General features: G+C 72.3%; 9 protein-coding genes. 8 read left to right on the forward strand and 1 reads right to left on the reverse strand.

Annotated elements, in window-relative coordinates; genetic code table 11:
- The first annotated feature begins 9 nt into the window (after positions 1 to 9).
- The 5 genes from ACIQWG_RS13145 to ACIQWG_RS13165 are packed head-to-tail and all read left to right on the forward strand — an operon-like array spanning position 10 to position 11000.
- Complete coding sequence (locus ACIQWG_RS13145) at positions 10 to 1410, forward strand: acyltransferase domain-containing protein (protein ID WP_404094159.1); 1401 nt, start codon at positions 10 to 12, stop codon at positions 1408 to 1410.
- Positions 1407 to 4454, forward strand: coding sequence for an SDR family oxidoreductase (locus ACIQWG_RS13150; RefSeq protein WP_404094161.1), 3048 nt, complete (start codon positions 1407 to 1409; stop codon positions 4452 to 4454). The genes ACIQWG_RS13145 and ACIQWG_RS13150 overlap by 4 nt, the downstream gene beginning before the upstream one ends.
- The gene (locus ACIQWG_RS13155) at positions 4451 to 7189 is read left to right on the forward strand and encodes an SDR family NAD(P)-dependent oxidoreductase (RefSeq protein WP_404094163.1); all 2739 of its coding nucleotides are present in this window, start codon (positions 4451 to 4453) and stop codon (positions 7187 to 7189) included. Before ACIQWG_RS13150 ends, ACIQWG_RS13155 begins: the two co-directional genes overlap by 4 nt.
- Positions 7186 to 8607 (forward strand): cytochrome P450, encoded by a 1422-nt coding sequence (locus tag ACIQWG_RS13160; protein WP_404094165.1) that lies wholly within the window; start codon positions 7186 to 7188, stop codon positions 8605 to 8607. Before ACIQWG_RS13155 ends, ACIQWG_RS13160 begins: the two co-directional genes overlap by 4 nt.
- The gene (locus ACIQWG_RS13165) at positions 8604 to 11000 is read left to right on the forward strand and encodes an SDR family NAD(P)-dependent oxidoreductase (RefSeq protein ID WP_404094167.1); all 2397 of its coding nucleotides are present in this window, start codon (positions 8604 to 8606) and stop codon (positions 10998 to 11000) included. Before ACIQWG_RS13160 ends, ACIQWG_RS13165 begins: the two co-directional genes overlap by 4 nt.
- Positions 11001 to 11095: 95 nt before the next feature.
- Here the strand turns inward: ACIQWG_RS13165 and ACIQWG_RS13170 are convergent, their stop codons facing one another.
- On the reverse strand, positions 11096 to 11701 hold the full coding sequence (locus ACIQWG_RS13170; protein WP_404094170.1) for a TetR/AcrR family transcriptional regulator: 606 nt from the start codon (positions 11699 to 11701) through the stop codon (positions 11096 to 11098).
- Between the two features lie 264 nt (positions 11702 to 11965).
- Between ACIQWG_RS13170 and ACIQWG_RS13175 the strand changes: the two genes are divergently transcribed.
- The 3 genes from ACIQWG_RS13175 to ACIQWG_RS13185 all read left to right on the forward strand — a co-directional run bounded on the left by ACIQWG_RS13175 (position 11966) and on the right by ACIQWG_RS13185 (position 17828).
- Entirely contained in the window at positions 11966 to 14134 is a 2169-nt protein-coding gene (locus ACIQWG_RS13175; RefSeq protein ID WP_404094172.1) for an MMPL family transporter, read from the forward strand.
- A 173-nt stretch (positions 14135 to 14307) separates the two neighbouring features.
- The gene (locus tag ACIQWG_RS13180) at positions 14308 to 16092 is read left to right on the forward strand and encodes an ABC transporter ATP-binding protein (protein ID WP_404094174.1); all 1785 of its coding nucleotides are present in this window, start codon (positions 14308 to 14310) and stop codon (positions 16090 to 16092) included.
- Positions 16092 to 17828, forward strand: a complete 1737-nt coding sequence (locus ACIQWG_RS13185; protein ID WP_404094176.1) for an ABC transporter ATP-binding protein — start codon at positions 16092 to 16094, stop codon at positions 17826 to 17828. The genes ACIQWG_RS13180 and ACIQWG_RS13185 overlap by 1 nt, the downstream gene beginning before the upstream one ends.
- Positions 17829 to 18031: the final 203 nt, after the last annotated feature.

Below are 18031 nucleotides of genomic sequence, written 5' to 3' on the forward strand. Positions count from 1 at the left end.
AGTCCTCCCATGAACCGAGACCTGGATCTGACCGTCGCGCTCTTCCCCGGACAGGGCGCCTACCGTGCCGGCGCCCTCGCGGGCCTCTGGGAGCGCGGCACGGACGCCGTACGGGGCACCTTCGAGGTGGTGGACGAGGTCGCCAAGGAGCGACTCGGCCAAGAGGTGTCCTCGCTCCTGTTCCAACCCTCGCCGCCCAGTCCCGCCGCGCTGCTCCAACAGGCTCCGGACATCCTCCAGTTGGCGATCTTCGCCACCTCGGTGGCCACCCACCGCCTGCTCACCGAGGAGGGCGGGCGCCCCTCGGTCCACATGGGGCACAGCCTGGGCGAAGTGGCCGCGCTGGCCTGCGCGGGCGCCTACGAACTGGCCGACGCCACCGCGGTGCTGTGCGAGCGGATCTCCGTCGTACGCGCCCACGACCGCAGGGGCGGCTCGCTGCTCGCGCTGCGCTGCGGCCGTGACCGGGCCGAGCGGCTCGTGGCCCTGATCGACCACGCCAGTCTGGTGGTGGCCGTCGACAACGCCACCGACCAGACCGTCCTCTCCGGCCCCGCCGACGCCCTCGGCACGGCCGAGGCGATCGCCCGGCAGCTCGGCGTCACCGCGACGCCGCTGCGCTCCCCGCACCCCTTCCACAATCCGCTGCTCGCGGGCGCACGACGGGAACTGGCCGCGCGGCTCGCCGGGTTCGAGCGCCATGACACCACCGTGCCGGTGTACTCGCCGATCCTCGGCCGTTTCTACCGCGACGGCGACGACCTCGCCGAGCTGCTCGCCCTGCACCTGGTGACCCCGGTCGACTTCCGCACGTCCCTCGCCGCGCTGCACTCCGCCGGTGCGCGGACCTTCGTCGAGACCGGCGCCGGGCGGGTGCTGACGAGCCTCGCCGAGGCGGCCCTGCCGGGCGTGCACACGATGGCACCGCTCGCGGGCCGCGACGACGAGGCGGGCCTCGCGGCGGCAGCCGCCGCACTGCGGGATCCGCTGAGCCGACCCGGTGCCGCCACCGCCCGTCCGGTGGGGACCCCCGTGGTCGCGGACGGTCCGGTCGCCACCGCACCGCCCGCTGCGGCCCCGGTCGCCCAGGTGGCCCCCGCTGCTGCGGCCCCGGCGGCCGCCGCGCCCGCGCCGGTGGACCGCGACGAGCTCGCCGGCCGGGTACGGGCCCTGTACGCCGAGGCGATGGAGTACCCCCAGGAGGTCTTCACCGACGACGTCCTGCTGGAGGCCGACCTGGGCGTCGACTCCGTGAAGCAGACCGAGCTGCTGAGCCGCCTCGGCGACCGCTTCGGCCTCGGAGCACCCCCGAGCGGGCTGCGCGTGGCCGACTACGACACCTTCGGCAAGGTCGTCGACTTCGTCGCCACCGGTGTCACCAGCGGCACCCTCGCCCCCGCCGCCCGATGAGCGCCGATCCGACCCTGGGCCGGGGGGAGTTCGCCGGCCGCGTCGCCCTCGTCACCGGGGGCGCCGGAAGCGTCGGCCGGGTGATCGTGGAGCGGCTGGCCGAGCGCGGCGCCACCGTGCTGCTCAACTGCTTCCACTCCTACGACGCCGCCAAGGACCAGGCCCGTGCGCTGGCCGAACGGGACCTCGACGTACGGGTGGTGAGGGCCTCGGTCGCCCGCCCGGCTCAGGTCGAGCGGATGTTCGCCGAGATCGGTGAGGAGCACGGCCGTCTCGACATCCTTGTCAACAACGCCGCGGCGGGCTCCTTCGTGCCGTTCGAGGAGATCACCGAGGAACTGCTCGACCGGACCTTCGCCACGAACGTCAAGGGCCCGCTGTGGTGCGCCCGTTACGCCCGCCCGCTGCTCGCCCGCGCCGCCGGGCAGGGCGGCGCCGTGGTCAACCTGTCCTCCCTGGGCTCGGTCACGGCTCCGGCGAACTACCTGCCGGTGGGCATCTCCAAGGCCGCCCTGGAGTCGCTGACCCGCTATCTCGCCGCGGAGCTGGCCGAGGACCGCATCCGTGTGAACGCGGCGTCCTGCGGGCTGATCGACAACCCCGTGGGCCAGATGTTCCCCGCCTTCGAGGACGTCAGCGCCAACACCGTCGCGGCCACCCCGCTGGCTCGCCTCGGCAGCCCCGAGGACCTCGCCGAAGTCGTCCTCTTCCTCGCCTCGGAGCGGTCCGGCTGGGTCACGGGACAGACCCTGCTGGCGGACGGCGGCCTGACGCTGCTGCGCTCGGCGATGTCCCCGACCCCGGACCGGCCGCCGCGGGTACCGCAGCCGGCCGAGGAACCGGCCGAAGAGCCGGCCGGCGCTCCGGAGGCCACGCGGGACGAGACACCGGCCGACGAGGACGACCCCATAGCCGTGGTCGGCATGGGCCTCGCCGTCCCCGGCGCGTCCTCGCCGGAGGAGTTCTGGCGGCTGCTGCTCGAGGGCGGTGAGCTCTTCGTCGAGGCGCCGGCCGACCGCTGGGACATCGCGCGCTTCCACGACGAGGACCGCGCCGCGCCCGACAAGACCTACCAGCGGCGCTCGGGCTTCATCACGTCCTTCGAGCCGCACGAACGGCTGCGCGAGGAGGGCCCGGCCACCGCCGGCCTCGACCACACCACCCTGTGGCTTCGGCACAGCCTGCACCAGGCTCTGGAGGGCGTGCACCGCCGTCCCGCCGACCGCTTCTCGTTCTGCGTCGGCTACACCCCCGACGGCAGCCAGCACCTGGAGGAGGCCTTCGTCCTGCGGGCCGCGCTGGACACGCTGGCCGAGGACGGCGACGACGCCGTCGAGGGGCCGCTCGGCGCCGCGCTGCGCAGCCGCTTCCACCGCGGCGACGACCCGTCGGCGGGATATCTCCCGCACCGGGTGGGCGAGGACGCGATGGCCGGCATCCTGCCCGCCGGCACCCGGCTGCACATGGTCGACACGGCGTGCTCCTCCTCGCTCTACGCGATGGACCTCGGGGTGCGCGATCTGCTGTCCGGGCACAGCGATGTCGCCGTCTGCGGTGGTTCGTTCGCGCTGGCGCCGAGCGGTTCGGTGCTGTTCGCCAAGCTCAACGGGCTGTCGGCGGGCGGCGCGGTGCGGGCGCTGGACGCCGGGGCGGACGGTGCGCTGTTCTCCGACGGCGCCGGTCTCGTCGTACTGAAGCGGCTGTCGCGGGCGCGGGCGGACGGGGACCGGGTCCTCGGGCTGCTCTCGGCGATCGGGCTGTCGGCCGACGGCCGGGGCAAGGCGATCTACGCTCCGGCGCCCGCCGGTCAGGAGCTCGCGGTCGAACGCGCCCTGGACCGGGGCGGGCTGGACGCCCGGGACGTGGACTGGATCGTCGCCCACGCCACCGGCACGCCGGCCGGCGACGAGGCGGAGTTCACCGGTCTGCACGCGCGTTACGCGGGGGACGGCACGACCTACGTCACCTCGAACAAGTCCCTTGTGGGGCACAGCGGTTGGGCGGCCGGTGTGGTCTCCGTGATCCACGCGCTGCTCGCGCTGCGGCACGACACGATCCCGGCGCAGTACCGCTTCGAGCGGCTGCCCGAGGCGCTCACCGCGCTGTCCGGGGCGCTGCGTGTGCCAGAGGCGCCGGTGCCGTGGCCGGCCCGGCCGGACCGCCCCCGCCGGGTGGCCGTCTCGGGCTTCGGCTTCGGTGGCACCAACGCCCATCTGATCCTGACCGAGGACCACCGGTCGGCCGCGCGGTCCGGCGGCCCGATCGCCGTTCCCGCCCCCGTGGACGAGGATCTGGTCGTGGTCGGCTGGTCGTCCCGGCTGCCCGGTGAGCCGGATGCCACGGCGGTCGCGTCCTGGGCCGCGGGCCGAGGACCCGTCCCCGAGGCGTCGTTCGGGGCCGTGTACCCCGTGCCGCCCTTCCAGGAGCTGCGGATGCCGCCCCCGACGGCGCGCACCACGGACCGCACCCAGCTGATGCTGGTCCGCTGTGTGCAGCAACTCGACGAACCCGTACGGGAGTTCTGCCTGAACCGGCGGCTCACGGCCGGTGTCGTGGTGGGGCACACCGGCGCGACCCGCAACGCGCTGCTGTACAAGACCCGTGCCTACCTGGACGAGATCGCCCATGCCGTGGCGGGTGCCGAGGAGCCCGCCGTGACGGCGAAGTTCCTCCAGCGTCTCGGGGAACGGGCCACGGGTCTGATCGCCGAGCCCACCGAGGACTCCTTCCCGGGCGAGATGCCCAATGTGATCGCCGCCCGGCTGTGCAACTACTTCGATCTGCGGGGCCTCAGCCTCACCGTCGACGCGGGCGAGGCCTCGCTGCTGGAGGCCTTCGACGTGGCCGGGCTCTATCTCGGCTTCAAGGAGATCGACGTGGCGCTGGTCGCCGGTGTCAACGGCGCGGCGCTGCCCGGCTGGAACGACACGGACGGGCGTCCGGCGGGCGAGGGGGCGTTCCTCTTCGTGGTGACGCGCCGCTCCCTCGCCGAGGAGGCCGGGCTGCCCGTGCTGGCCGTCATCGAAAGGAGCGATGCCGCATGACCGCCGCCCATCGGGAGACCACCCTCCTGGGCGCCGAGGGCGCCCGCGAACTGATCGCCTTCCTCACCCGGGCGGACGCGACGGCCGGGACGGCGGTCCTGGAGCGGCCGGTGCGCCCGGGCGGTCCGGTGCGCCGGCTGACGTTGCGCCGCGCCGACCGCCCCGCGACCGCGCCCGCGCCCGGGGACGGCCACGAACCGGTCGGCCCCGCCGAGCCCCACCTCCTCGACCGGCACGTCCTGCGGCTGGCCCCGGCACCCACCCCGGCCCGCGCCGACGCCCCGGCACCGGACCTCTTCCCGGCCGGGACCGCCCTGCTGACGAACACCGGCAACCACGTCCGCGGGGTGGAGCCGGTCCCCCTCGACGACACGCTCGAGGACACGATCGCGCGGGTCCGGCCCCGCCACATCCGCGTCCTGGTCGATCTGCGCGCCGATCAGGCCACCCCCTCCGAGGCACTGCTCGACCTGCACGACGCCGTGTTCCGCACGGCGAAGGCATGTGTCGAGCGCGCGGCCCGGCCGGAGTCGTTCGCCGTGGTGGTGCTCGGCGGAGTCGACGGCGCGCGGGTCCCGCACCCGTGCGCGGGGCTGTTCACCGGGTTCGCGAAGAGCCTGGCGCTGGAGTGGCCGGACACCTCGGTCGTGGCCGTGGTGCACGAGGCACGGGACCTGGTCACGGCCGAGCCGGACGCCGCCCGTGAAACGGTGACGGAGCAATTGCTCCCCGTCGTCTATTACGCCGGCGGAACCCGGCTGCTGTGGCAGGCCGTCACCGACCCGGGCGAGCGCGCCGACACGCGGTCGGGCACCGGGGACTACGCGGTGGTCGCGGCCGGCGGCGCCCGCGGCATCGGCGCCGAGCTGCTGGTCGCCCTGGCCCGCCGCGACCGGCCCCGGCTGCACATCCTCGGTTCCACCGACCCCGACTCGGCCGAGGCCGACGCGCGGCTGGAACGCAAGGACTTCATCCGCGCCCGCACCACGGGGCCCGAGCGGCTCACTGTGCGCGAGGCGAACCTGGCCTACGACCGGCTCGGCTCCGCCCGTGAGGTCCGCGCCACGCTCGCCACGCTGCGGGAGTTGTGCGGCACGGACCGGGTCACCTATCACCGCTGCGATCTGCGGGACGCGGACGAGGTGAACGCCGCCGTCCGCCGGATCACCGACACGGAGGGCGGCGTCGACCTGCTGCTCAACATCGCCGGTACGAACCGGGCGGCGTCGGTGGAGCAGAAGCGGCTGAAGGACTTCCGCACCGTGCGCGACCTGAAGGTCCGTACGTACGCCCACCTCAAGGCGGCGTTCGCCGGCCGGCAGCCGCGCCTGTGGTGCAACTTCGGTTCGTTCGTCGGCTTCACGGGCCAGACCGGCGAGACCGACTACGGCGCCGCCAACGACTACTTCAACACCGCCGCCCTGCACCACTCCTCCCACGGCACCCGGGAGTTCACCCTCGGCTGGACGCTGTGGCGCGATGTCGGCCTGGGCGCCACGCCGCTCATGCGGACCTTCCTCGCCAAGAGCGCGCAGTTCACGGCCATGCCCACGGCCGAGGGCGTCGATCACTTCCTGCACGAACTGGACTTGGCGCACCACGGGCGGCAGGCGCCGGTGACGGTGTTCTTCGGCGCCGCGGAACGCGCCGCCATCGAGGCGGCCGCGCCGGGCTACCTGGACTTCTGCCGTGGAGTGCCGGCCGCGCCGAGCGGCCCGCCCGCCGCGCCGTCCCCCCGGCGGCCCGAGTTCTACGTCGACGACATCGTGGACCGCGGCCCCGGCCGGCTGACCGTCGTGCGCAGCTTCGGACTCGACCGCGACGCCTATCTGCGCGAGCACGTCGTCGACGGTCACGCCACGCTGCCCGGCACGTTCGTGCCCGAACTCGCCGCGGAGGCCGCGATGCACCTCGTGCCCGGCCGGGTTCCGGTGGTGATCGAGGACGTACGCCTGGAGTCGTTCCTGCGCGTCTACAAGGCCGATCGCGAGGAGGTCAAGAAGACGACGGCACGGCTGCTCTCCCACGGGCCCAGGGAGTCGGTGGTCGCCGTCGAGGTGACCGGTGACGTCCGCGCGCCGGACGGACGGCTGCTGGTGAAGGACCGCCGGCACTTCAGCGCTCGGGTCCGGTTGCGCGACGAGCCGGTCGCCGCCCCGCGCTGGGAGCACTGGGACGACCACGGCGCCGAACCGCTGGCCGATCCCTACCATGTGCCGAATCCCGCGGTGCTGCTGAGCGGTGTCTTCGTCTCCACGTCCGGCACCCGCACCCACCCGAGCGGCCGGCGCGCCCGGTACTCCCCCGACCGGGCCGGCATCGACCGCTGGTTCTCCGGTCTGGTCGTGCCCTCCGTCCTGCTGGACGGGCTGGCGCGGGTCTGCGTCCTGGACCGGGCCGAACTGCCGGGCCACGGCGGGGACTGGACCCCGCTGGCCGTACCGCGCACGATCCGCCGCATCGACCTGTACGGCGGCCACAGCGACGCCTCGCTGGCCGCCGCCGGAACCCGCGTGGAGCTGTACTCGCTGCCCGCGCGCCTCGATCTGGAGAGCGGCGCGGCCAACCGGGCGGTGGCGGTCACGGCGGCCGGGGACGTGGTGCTCCAGATCAAGGACATGACCGGGGTGGTCCTCGGCCATGTCCACCAGACCACCGGCGCCTACCGCGAGCGTCCACGGGACGCCGCCCGCGCCCACCAGGCGACACCGCAGGCCCAGGAGGCGACCTCATGACGCGTCGGAGCACACCGCAGGGCGGCGACACCGAGGCGGTCCCGCGCTGCCCGGTGACCGGAGCCCTGGCGGGCGACGCCCCGCCACCGGAGCCCGACGGGCCCACCGGCCTCCCGCTGGCCTGGCCCGTGGTCGGGTCCACGATCCTGTACGCCGCCGACCCTCCGGGTTTCGCGGTGAAGGCGCAGACCGCCCACGGCACGGTGGTGAAGCTGCCGATGGTCCCGCACAACCCCACCGTGCAGGTGACCGACCCGGAAGCGGTCCGCCGGATCCTCCAGGGCAACGCGGACAACTACTGCCGGGGCGCCTACTACGAGGCGTTCCGGCTGTTCATGGGCCACGGCCTGCTGACGCTGGACGACGCCGACTGGCGCGAGCACCGCAAGGTCGTCAACCCCGCCTTCGCCCCGAACGCGATCGCCGCGCGGTCCGCCGAGACCGACGCGGCCCTGGCCGAACTGACGGACCGCTGGGCCGAACACGCCCGCACGGGCCGCGCGTTCGACCTGTACGCGGAGTCGATGCGGCTCACCTGCCGGGTCATCGGCCATGCCCTGGTGGGACGTGATCTTTCGAAGGAGGGCGGGGAGTTCGCGCGTGCGCTGAGTGTCGCGCTGGAAGCGATCTTCAAGGAGGTCGGCTCGCTGGAGAAGTTGGCCCCCGCGTTCGTCCCCACGCCGTACCGGCGTCGGGTACGGCGGGCTCGGCGGACCCTGGAACGGGTCATCGCCACCGCGGCCTGGGACGCCGACCAGGGCTCCGGAGGCGAGGTCGCCGCCCTCATCCGCGCATCCGACCTGCCCGCGGACGCCTTCTGGTCGAACCTCGTGACGCTCATGCTCGCCGGGGTGGAGACGACCGCCCTGGCCCTGACGTGGACGCTGTACGAGGTCGCCCGGCACCCGGAGGTCCGCGACCGGGTGGAGGAGGAGACGGACGGGGTGTGCGGGACGCGCCGGCCCACGTCGGACGACCTCGACTCCCTGACGTACACGGCCCGGGCCGTCGACGAGGCCCTGCGTCTGCACCCGCCGGTGTGGCAGTTCCCCCGGCAGGCGATCGAGGACGACGTCCTGGCGGGCCGCCGCATCGCCGCCGGCACACCGGTCCTGATCTCCGTGTACGCCGCGCACCGCAATCCCGAACAGTGGAAGGACCCGGACACGTTCGCCCCGGAGCGGTTCGCGCCGGACGCCTCCGCCGGGCGTGACAGGTCGGCGTACGTCCCCTTCGGCGGCGGACGCCGGCAGTGCATCGGCAAGCGGATGGGACTGGAGCTGCTGCGCCAGGCGGTGGCCACGGTGCACGGCCGCTTCCGGCTCACCCTGGTCGACGACGCTCCCCGCAACGGCGCGTACATCACCCTCTTCCCCAAGAACGGCATCCGGGTGACGGCCGAGGAGCGCCGGCGATGACATCGACCGCCGTACCGGAGACGGCTGTTCGGGACTGGCCCGCGCTGCGTCCGCACCTGTCCTCCTTCGACCCCGACGCCTTCGTGCGCCCCGTGACCCGGTTCGTCTGGGAGCCCGTGGAGGCGCCGCGCCCTGACCCGGGCACGGATGCTCCGCCGGCCGGTCGGACGCTGTTGCTGGTGGGTGAGGAGCGGGATCTGGTCGACGCGGTCGGCGCCGCGCTGGAGCGGCGGGGCGCACGCGTGCTGGTGCACGCCCCCGGTGCCGAGCCGCCGGACGGCGACTGGGACGGCATCGTCGACCTCAACGTGGTCGGCACGGCCTATGAGTTGGGGGACACGTCATGGCGCCGGGCGCTCGCCCGCACCGCCGAGGCGGTGCGCGGCGCGTATGCGAACTGGGCCGCCGAGCGCCGGTACGGCCACCACGTCTATATGGCCGTCACCCACCTCGGCGGGCTCGGCGGCCACGGCGCAGGAGGGGTGCCGCAGCCGCTCGGCGGTATCTGGGCCGGCTTGGCCAAGTGCCTGCCCCGTGAACTGCCCGCCGCCGGAGTCGTCGTGGTGGACGTCGACCGGGCCGAGCCGGAGGTGATCGCCGAGGCGGTCGCCCGGGAGTACGCGCGCCCGGAGGACTTCGAGGTCTGCTACCGCGAGGGACGGCGTCATGTGCTCGCCGGGCGGCCCGCCCCGGCCGCGCCGACCGGCGCCAGCGCGGCCCCCGGTCCCGGCGACACGGTGCTCGTGACGGGCGGTGCCCGCGGTGTCGGTTTCGCGGCGGCTCGCGCGTTCGCCGAGACGTTCGGCTGTCGGGTCGTGGTCACCGGACGCGGCGAGCTCCCCCGGCCGGAGGGGATCTTCGCCTTGGACGACGAGGAGTTCGCGCGGTGGCGCCGCGAGCGGCTCGCCACCGGCAGGACTCCGCAACAGCTGGCCGAGATCCGTCGCGAGGTGCGCCGGGCCGAGGAGAACCGCGCCGTGCACCGCAACCTCGCCGGCGCGGCGGCCGACGGGCTGCGCGTGGACTACCTGCGGTGCGACTGCACGGATCCGGAGCAGGTCGAGCGTGTCTTCGCCGCGTTGGGCGACGGGCCGACCCATGTGGTGCACAACGCCGGGATCGACGAGCCGGCCCGCTTCGACCGGAAGTCGGCCGACGACGTCGTACGCACCGTCGATGTGAAGGTCACCGGTTTCGCCAACCTGGTCACCGCCGTCCTCGCCCGGCCCGAACGCCTGGCGCGGCTGCGGCTGTTGAGCAACGTCGGCTCGCTGGCCGGCCGCATGGGCGGCATGGTCGGGCAGATCGACTACGCCGCGGGCAACGAGGCGCTGGCCAGGCTCGGCTTCTGGGCGCGCAACAACCTGGGGCTGCCGGTGCAGACGCTGTGCTGGCCGACGTGGGAGCGGCTCGGCGTGATCGCCAACTACGCGGCGGCCGTGCGGTACGTCTCCACCCTCGACCCCGCCGAGGGGGCGCGACTGTGGGCCGCCGAGCTGGCCTGCGGGCACACCGACGAGGCGGTCTTCCTGGGCCGTATCGGCGCCGTCCTCTCCCCCGGTCAGCTGCGCGGCTTCGGCAGGCTCACGGGCCACCCCGACCTGCCCCGGCTGCACGCGCTGGACCACTATCTGGGTGAGGTCGAGGAGTACGAGATCTTCCGTACGCTGCGCACCTCACTGAGCCTTGCGGCGCGTCGCCATCCGTGTCTGACGGAGTTCCGGGTCGGTGCGGACCTCGCCGTCCCGGTCGGTGTCGTGCTGGAGTACCTGGTGGCGGCCGGTGACTGGGTGGTGCCCGAGGGCTGGCCCCTGCTGCAATTGCGCGAGCTGCGCGCCCTGCGGGTGTCGCTCGCGGGGCTGCGGTTCACCGGTGAGTCCCTGACCCTGCACCGCGAGGCGCGGGGAGTGCGGCGCGACGGCGAGTGGTGCGTGGACGTCGCCGTTCGCGACGGTGCCGGAAGGGACGTCGCCTCGGTGACGCTGGTCTACGGCGACCAGCCGGGGGCGGATCTGCCGGACGGCGGGTCCGACGGGCCGGTGGCGGGCTCGGGTCAGCCGTCCGCGGGCCTGCTCGACTGGGCCGGCGTGGTCTACCCCGAGGTGCCGGAGGGCGAGGAAACGGTGCCCGAGATTCATCCCGCCGACCTGTGGACCGTGCCCTTCCCGCCCGCCCCCACGGTGGATCCCGCGGCCGTCGAGGCGCTCGTGCGCGCGGCCGACCGCGATGCCCCGAGGACCGCCGCGGGCACCTTGTCCGTCCACCGCCTGGTCCTTGCACCCGGCGCCCAGCGGGTCGAACGCCTGCGTCCCGAAGGCGAGTCGGGCCGCTGGACGGGCAGCCGCGAGGGCGTCACGGTGCTGCGTGCCGAGGGCGTGGTGATCTCGGACTGAACCGCCCGTCGTCGTCCAGCAGGCCCGGAGTCACCTTCCGGGCCTGTTGTGCGTCTGCGAACGATCGCCGAGGCAGGCCGGCCCCGCCTCGGGCTCTACTGTCCTTGGTCGACCCGCCACCCGGTCACCACGGCGCGCAGCATCCGCTCGTAGGTGTCGGCGATCAGCAGTCCGGGCGGCTCGTTGCCGGACAGCTCCAGGGACACCAGCCCGTGGGCGGTTCCCCAGCAGGTCAACGCCACTACCTCGGGGGCGAGTTCGGCGGTGAACTGTCCGTCGCGCTGCCCGCGGCGCACCGCGTCGACGAGCGGCTGGTACATCTCCACCATCTCGCGCTGCCCCTCCTCCTCGGGCTCGAACTGGCCGAGGCTGTCCGCGAAGAGGATGGCGTAGAGATGTGGATTCGCGAGTGCGTAGTCGCGATAGGCGACGCCGAGGCGGATCACGTCGTACGCCGGGTCGTCGGTCGAACGGACGGTGGCCAGCCGCACCACGAAGAGCCGCGCGGCCTCCTCGTAGAGGCTGGCGAGCAGCCCCGCCTTGTTGCCGAACAGCGAGTAGACGGCGGTGGTGGAGGTCTTCGCTTCCGCCGCGAGCTGCCGAAGGCTCAGCGCGGCGGTACCCCGGTCGAAGACCGTGGCGGCCGCGCGGTTGATGAGCCGCAGCCGGAGCGCTTCGTCATGTGTCTTGAGCCTGGCCATCCCCCAACAGTATGACAACGGCGTTGTGAAAGGGCACTGACATCGCGTCAGCCTGCTGTCAGATCACGCGCCCCAGCCGAGCGCAAGCCCTTGGCAAGAATTTTTTTCAGCACAAAGCCGCAGGTCATGTGGGGTAACCATGAGTTCGCCGGGTTAGACAGTGTGCAATAGGCCTGGAGCGAGCAATAAAAACACTGTTACGGTTTTCGCGTCGCCGGTCTCCGGCCGGCGTGCGGCGCTCGCCAACTACCCCTAGGGAGAACCATGTTCGAGGCGCTGGGGCGATTCCTATTCCGCAGGCGCAAACCGCTCCTGGTCCTGACATTGCTGTTCGCCGTCCTGTCCGGTCTCTACGGCGTCGGCGTCTTCGGCGACATGAAGCCCGGCGGGTTCGAGAACCCGGGGTCCGACAGTCGCAAGGCGGCGCAGCTGGCCGAGCGGGCCTTCCCGCAGCGGGCACCCGACGCGGTGATCGTCTACCGCGACAAGGAGCGCACGGTCGACGACCCGGCTTTCCAGAAGTCGGTCACCGAGACCGTGCAGGCCCTGCCGAAGTCGTCGGTCACCGGGTACTCGACCTTCTGGATGACCAAGATGCCGGCTCAGGTCAGCCATGACCGGCACGCCACCTTCGTGACCCTCAACCTCCGCGGCGACAGCGACAACGCCAAGGAACAGTCCTACCTGGCCATCACCGACGAGCTCGCCGCACCGGGACTCGAGACCGAGCGCGGCGGTCCGGTGCCCACGGGTCACCAGGCCGGTGACGAGATCGGCAAGGACCTCGGCGCGGCCGAGGGCCTGTCCTTCCCGGTGCTGTTCATCCTGCTGGTCGTCGTCTTCGGCGGGCTGGCCGCGGCCAGTCTCCCGCTGCTGGTCGGCGGCCTGGCCATCCTGGGTTCGATGGCCGTACTGCGAGTCATCGCGCAGTTCACCGATGTGTCGGTGTTCGCCATGAGCCTGGTGTCGATCCTGGGTCTCGCGGTGGCCATCGACTACGGCCTGCTGATCGTGAGCCGTTACCGCGAGGAGCTGGAGCGCGGCTACACCGGCGAGGAGGCGGTGGCCCGCACGGTCGCAACCGCGGGCCGCACGGTCATGGTCTCCGGCATCACGGTCGCGGTCGCGCTGGCCGGAATGACCTTCTTCCCGTTCGGCTTCCTGAAGTCCATGGCGTACGGCGGCGTGGCCGCGGTCGTGCTGTCGGTCTTCTTCTCGATCATCGCCCTGCCGGCGGCGCTGGGCCTGCTCGGCTCGAAGGTCAACGCCCTGTCGCTGCGCCGCCGGAACAAGGCGCCGCGCCAGGAGGGCCAGGGTGCCTGGTACCGCCTCGCGCAGGGTCTGATGCGCCGTCCGGCGCTCGTGACGATCGGCACGCTGGCCATCCTGCTCGCGCTCGCCGCGCCGTTCCGCAACATCGAGTTCGGGATCAGCGACGCCCGGCAGCTGCCGAACAGCGCCGAGGGCCGACAGGTCCAGAACGCCCTGGACCGGGACTTCGACAGCGACGCCATCAAGTCCATCGACTCCCTGCTGGTGTTGAAGACGGAGGCCACGTCCCCGGAGCAGGGCGCCGCCCTACAGGCCTACGCCGAGCGGCTGGGCCGGACCGAGGGCGCGACCGGCGCGAAGATCACCGGCGCCACCGGTACGACCGCCCGGGTCTCCGTCACCTTCGACGGTCCCGAGGTCTCCGGTCCGTCGCGCGATCTGGTGAACCGGCTCAAGGACGTGCCGCCCCCGGCGGGCGCCAAGGCCTACTTCGGCGGCCAGACGGCCGTGTTCGACGACACGTTGGACGCGCTCGGCAAGACGCTGCCGTGGATGCTGCTCTACATGGCGGTGGCGACGTACATCCTGCTGTTCCTGTCCTTCGGTTCGGTGCTGCTGCCGCTGAAGGCCATCCTGATGAACCTGCTGTCGCTGTCCGCCACGTTCGGCGTCCTGGTGTGGATCTTCCAGGAGGGTCACCTCGAAGGTCTGATCGGCTTCGACTCGACGGGCAACATCGAGCCCAACATGCCGATCATGCTGTTCGCCCTGATCTTCGGACTCTCCATGGACTACGAGGTCTTCCTCGTCTCCCGGATCCGCGAGCAGTACGACACCCTGGGCGACAGCAAGGCCGCGGTGGCCTCCGGGCTACAGAAGATCGGCCGTCTGATCGTGAGCGCCGCCCTGCTGATGTGTGTGCCCCTCGCCGCCATGGCCACCAGCGGTGTGCTCATGATGAAGCTGTTCGGCGTCGGCATGGTGTTCGCGATCCTGGCGGACGTCGCCATCGTGCGCATCCTGCTGGTGCCCGCCGTGCTGAAGCTGATGGGCCGTTCCGCCTGGTGGGCGCCGGGTCCGCTGGCCCGGTTCTACGGCAAGTTCGGCATCAAGGAGTCCGAGGAGATGCCCGAGCCGAAGCCCGTGCCCGTCGCCGGCTGATCTACCGCGCGCCGAGGTGCCGCGCCCGACGCGGCACCTCGGCGCCCATTCTTTACCTCCTCTTCACCTGCCTCCCCCCTCTTCCCCTTGACCCGAATCAAGGGCGTGTGGGTACTGTCCCTATTGTTAGACACCGTCTAACACCCGTCCAACCGAAGCGCTTGGAGGCCCGCATGTCCGCGGGAAAGAACGCACTTGGCGCGATCCTCGCTCCGATCAGGGGGAACCTGCGCTGGGCCGTCGTGGCCCAGGCGGTGGCGGCGGCCGTCAGCGTGGTGCCGTTCGTCGCGGTCGCCGAACTCGGCCGGATCCTGCTCGGCGACGGCGACGACCGCACGTCCCGCGCCTGGACGGTCACCGCGATCGGCGCGGGCGCGCTGCTGATCAGGCTGATCGTCGCGCTGGTGGCGGGCGGGATCTCCCATCTCGCCGACAACGCCCTCCAGTTCCACATCCGGCGATCGCTCGTGGACCGCCTCGGCCGGGTGCCGCTGGGCTGGTTCTCGTCCCGCAATTCCGGCCAGGTCAAGCAGGCCGTGCAGGACGACGTCGACGCGATGCACCATCTCATCGCCCACTCGATCCTCGACATCACGACCGCCACGGTCGTGCCCGCCACCTCCCTGGCGTATCTGTTCTGGGTCGACTGGCGGATGACGCTGGTGGTGATCGCGCCCCTGCTCATCGGGCTGACGCTGTACAGCGCCACGATGGCGGGTCTCGCCAAGAACCTGCCCCGCTACGAGCAGGCGATGGGCCGTATCAACGGCAGCACCGTCGAGTTCGTACAGGGCATCGCCGTCGTCAAGACCTTCGGCCAGGCCCGCCGGGCGCACCGCGAGTTCGCCGACGCGGCCGACGACTTCTCGGCGTTCTTCCTCGACTGGGTGCGCTCCACCCGGTTCTCCAAGGCGGCGGCCGAGATCGTGCTGTCGCCGATCGCCGTGCTGGTCACCACCCTTGCGGGCGGTGCGCTGTTCGTGACGCGCGGCTGGCTCGACGCGGCGGACCTGCTGCCCTTCGCGCTGCTCGGGATCGGGCTGACGGCTCCGATCCTGTCGCTGTTCTACGCGGGTTACGAGATGCGCATCGCCCGGGGCGCGGCGGAGCGCGTGGCCGGGATCCTCGACACGGACGAACTGCCGGTGCCCGCCGCCCCGAAGAGCCCCGCGGACAACCGCGTCGTCTACCGCGGGGTGCGCTTCTCCTACGACGGCGAGCAGGAGGCCGTCGCCGGTGTCGACCTGGAACTCGCCCCCGGCACGGTCACCGCGCTGGTCGGCCCCTCCGGCTCCGGCAAGAGCACGCTGGCCGCACTGCTGCCCAGGTTCTGGGACGTCACCGGTGGCTCGATCAGCATCGGCGGCGTCGACACCAGGGACATGGCGCTCGAAGACCTCTACGGCCGGGTCGCGTTCGTCTTCCAGGACGTGCGGCTGGCCCGGGACACCATCGCCGCCAACATCCGTATGGCACGGCCGGACGCCTCCCTGGAGGAGGTCCGCGCCGCGGCCCGCGCGGCCTGCGTCGACGAAGTGATCGAGGCCCTGCCGCGCGGCTACGACTCGGTGTACGGGGAGGACGCGCTGCTCTCCGGCGGCCAGGCCCAACGCGTGTCCGTCGCGCGGGCGTTGCTCGCCGACACCCCGGTGATCGTCCTCGACGAGGCCGCCGCCCACGCCGACCCGCACTCCGAGGCCGCCGTGCAGGACGCGCTGTCGGAGCTCACACGCGGCCGGATCGTGCTGATGATCGCCCACCGGCTCTCCACCGTGGTGGACGCCGACCAGATCCTGGTGCTGGAGGAGGGCCGGATCGTCGAGCGGGGCCGGCACGCCGAACTGGTCGCGGCGGGCGGCAGGTACGCCCGGATGTGGCACGCACATGAACGCACACCCCAGTGGCAGCCGCACGGCCCCTCACCCGTGGAGGCCATCCCGGCGGGAGGAACAGGCTGATGATCCGTCAACTCATCGATGTGGTGGGCCCCGAGGACGCCCGGCCGGTGCGCCGGATGGCCGTCGCCCTGGTGGTCGGCGCCGTGCTCCAGGGCGTCGCGTTCGCCTTGCTGGTCCCGGTGCTCGAAGCAATGCTCGGGGACGACCCGGGCGATGTCTGGCCGTGGCTGTGGACCCTGGTCGCGGTGTCCGCGCTGTACTGCGCGGTGTACTTCTGGAGTCTGCTGGTCGGGTTCGAGGCCGGCGCCGCCCTGGCCCGGAGCCTGCGCCACCGCATCGGCGACCGGGTGGCCGAGATGCCGCTGGGATGGTTCGGGCCGGAGCGGGTGGGCCAGCTCGGTCAGCTCGCCACGAAGAGCGTGATGGACATCATGGGTGTGCCGGCGCATCTGCTGCGGCCCCTGGTGACCAGCTTCGTGACCCCGGTGACCGTGGTCGCGCTGATGTACTTCTTCGACTGGCGGCTGGCCCTCGCGGCCACGCTCACCATTCCGTTGATCGTCCTCGTCTACCGGTGGAGCACCACGCTGACCCGGCAGGCCGACGAGGCCCGCACCGCCGCCCGGACCGAGACCGGCGGCCGGGTGGTGGAGTTCGCCCAACTCCAGCCGGTGCTGCGGGTGTTCGGCCGGGGCGAGGCACGCTCGGGCGCCCGCCTGGACGACGCGCTGCGCACCCAGACCGAGGCGTCCCGGCGGGTGCTGGTCACCGGGGTTCCCGGCCTTGTGGGCTTCGCCCTGGTGATTCAGGCGGCGTTCACCGTCGTCCTGCTCACCGGCACGTACCTGGCGCTGGACGGGAGCCTGGACGCGGCCAAGCTGCTGGCACTGCTGGTGCTCGCGGTGCGGTTCACCGAGCCGATCTCGGAGACCGCGGTGCTGGGCTCGACCCTCAACACGGCGCGCTCCGCCCTGGCCCAGGTGGCCGACCTGCTGGCGCAGCCCACGCTGCCGGAGCCGAGTACGCCGCGGGTGCCCGACGGCAACGGAGTCGAGTTCGACGACGTCGGCTTCGGTTACGACGACAAGCAGGTGCTCTCCGGCATCTCGCTGACCCTGGCCGAGGGCACCATGACCGCGCTGGTCGGCCCCTCCGGTTCGGGCAAGACCACGGTGAGCAAGCTGATTCCACGGTTCTGGGACGTGGACAGCGGAGTGGTGCGCGTCGGCGGAGCGGACGTGCGGAACATCGCCCCCGAGGTCCTCATGTCCCGTATCTCGGTGGTGTTCCAGGACGTCTACCTCTTCGAGGGGACCATCCTGGACAACATCCGGGTCGGGCGGCCTTCGGCCACGGACACCGAGGTCCGGGAGGCCGCTCGGCTGGCCCGGGTCGACGAGATCGTGCACCGGCTGCCGGACGGCTGGGACGCCCGGGTCGGCGAGGGCGGGGCGCTGCTGTCGGGCGGTGAGCGCCAGCGGGTGTCGATCGCCCGGGCGATCCTCAAGGACGCCCCCATCGTGCTGCTGGACGAGGCGACCGCCTCGCTCGACCCGGAGAACGAACAGGCGGTGCAGGAGGCACTGGGCAATCTCACCGCAGGCCGCACTCTTCTGGTCATCGCCCATCGGCTTCAGACCGTCGCGGCCGCCGACCAGATCCTGTTCCTGGACGAAGGCCGGATCGTCGAGCGCGGCACACACGAGGCACTTCTCGCCGCGAACGGGCGCTATGCGTCGTTCTGGGCTCAGCGCCGCCGGGCCGTGGAGTGGAGTCTGGCCGGCCAGCATTCCTGACTTACGTCCAACCGGCAACGGAAAGCGGTCTCCCTGGATAAATCCGGGGGGACCGCTCGACGACGTCCAGGAATGTGAAGTGAGTCACGCCAGAAACAAGAAGTAAATCGAGCCGGAACGCTCCGGTTTCCCTACGCGGCAACAATGTCAGAATTGTCCGGTTCCAGGCACTGATTACCCGTCGGTATTCTTCGGCAACCCTA

This window comes from Streptomyces sp. NPDC098781 (assembly GCF_044759995.1).
Classification (GTDB): domain Bacteria; phylum Actinomycetota; class Actinomycetes; order Streptomycetales; family Streptomycetaceae; genus Streptomyces.

Excerpts from the sequence above, each read along its gene's own strand:
- ACIQWG_RS13145 (WP_404094159.1), top strand. The coding sequence starts at position 10 with ATGAACCGAGACCTGGATCTGACCGTCGCGCTCTTCCCCGGACAGGGC.
- ACIQWG_RS13150 (WP_404094161.1), top strand. The coding sequence starts at position 1,407 with ATGAGCGCCGATCCGACCCTGGGCCGGGGGGAGTTCGCCGGCCGCGTC.
- ACIQWG_RS13155 (WP_404094163.1), top strand. The coding sequence starts at position 4,451 with ATGACCGCCGCCCATCGGGAGACCACCCTCCTGGGCGCCGAGGGCGCC.
- ACIQWG_RS13160 (WP_404094165.1), top strand. The coding sequence starts at position 7,186 with ATGACGCGTCGGAGCACACCGCAGGGCGGCGACACCGAGGCGGTCCCG.
- ACIQWG_RS13165 (WP_404094167.1), top strand. The coding sequence starts at position 8,604 with ATGACATCGACCGCCGTACCGGAGACGGCTGTTCGGGACTGGCCCGCG.
- ACIQWG_RS13170 (WP_404094170.1), bottom strand. The coding sequence starts at position 11,701 with ATGGCCAGGCTCAAGACACATGACGAAGCGCTCCGGCTGCGGCTCATC.
- ACIQWG_RS13175 (WP_404094172.1), top strand. The coding sequence starts at position 11,966 with ATGTTCGAGGCGCTGGGGCGATTCCTATTCCGCAGGCGCAAACCGCTC.
- ACIQWG_RS13180 (WP_404094174.1), top strand. The coding sequence starts at position 14,308 with ATGTCCGCGGGAAAGAACGCACTTGGCGCGATCCTCGCTCCGATCAGG.
- ACIQWG_RS13185 (WP_404094176.1), top strand. The coding sequence starts at position 16,092 with ATGATCCGTCAACTCATCGATGTGGTGGGCCCCGAGGACGCCCGGCCG.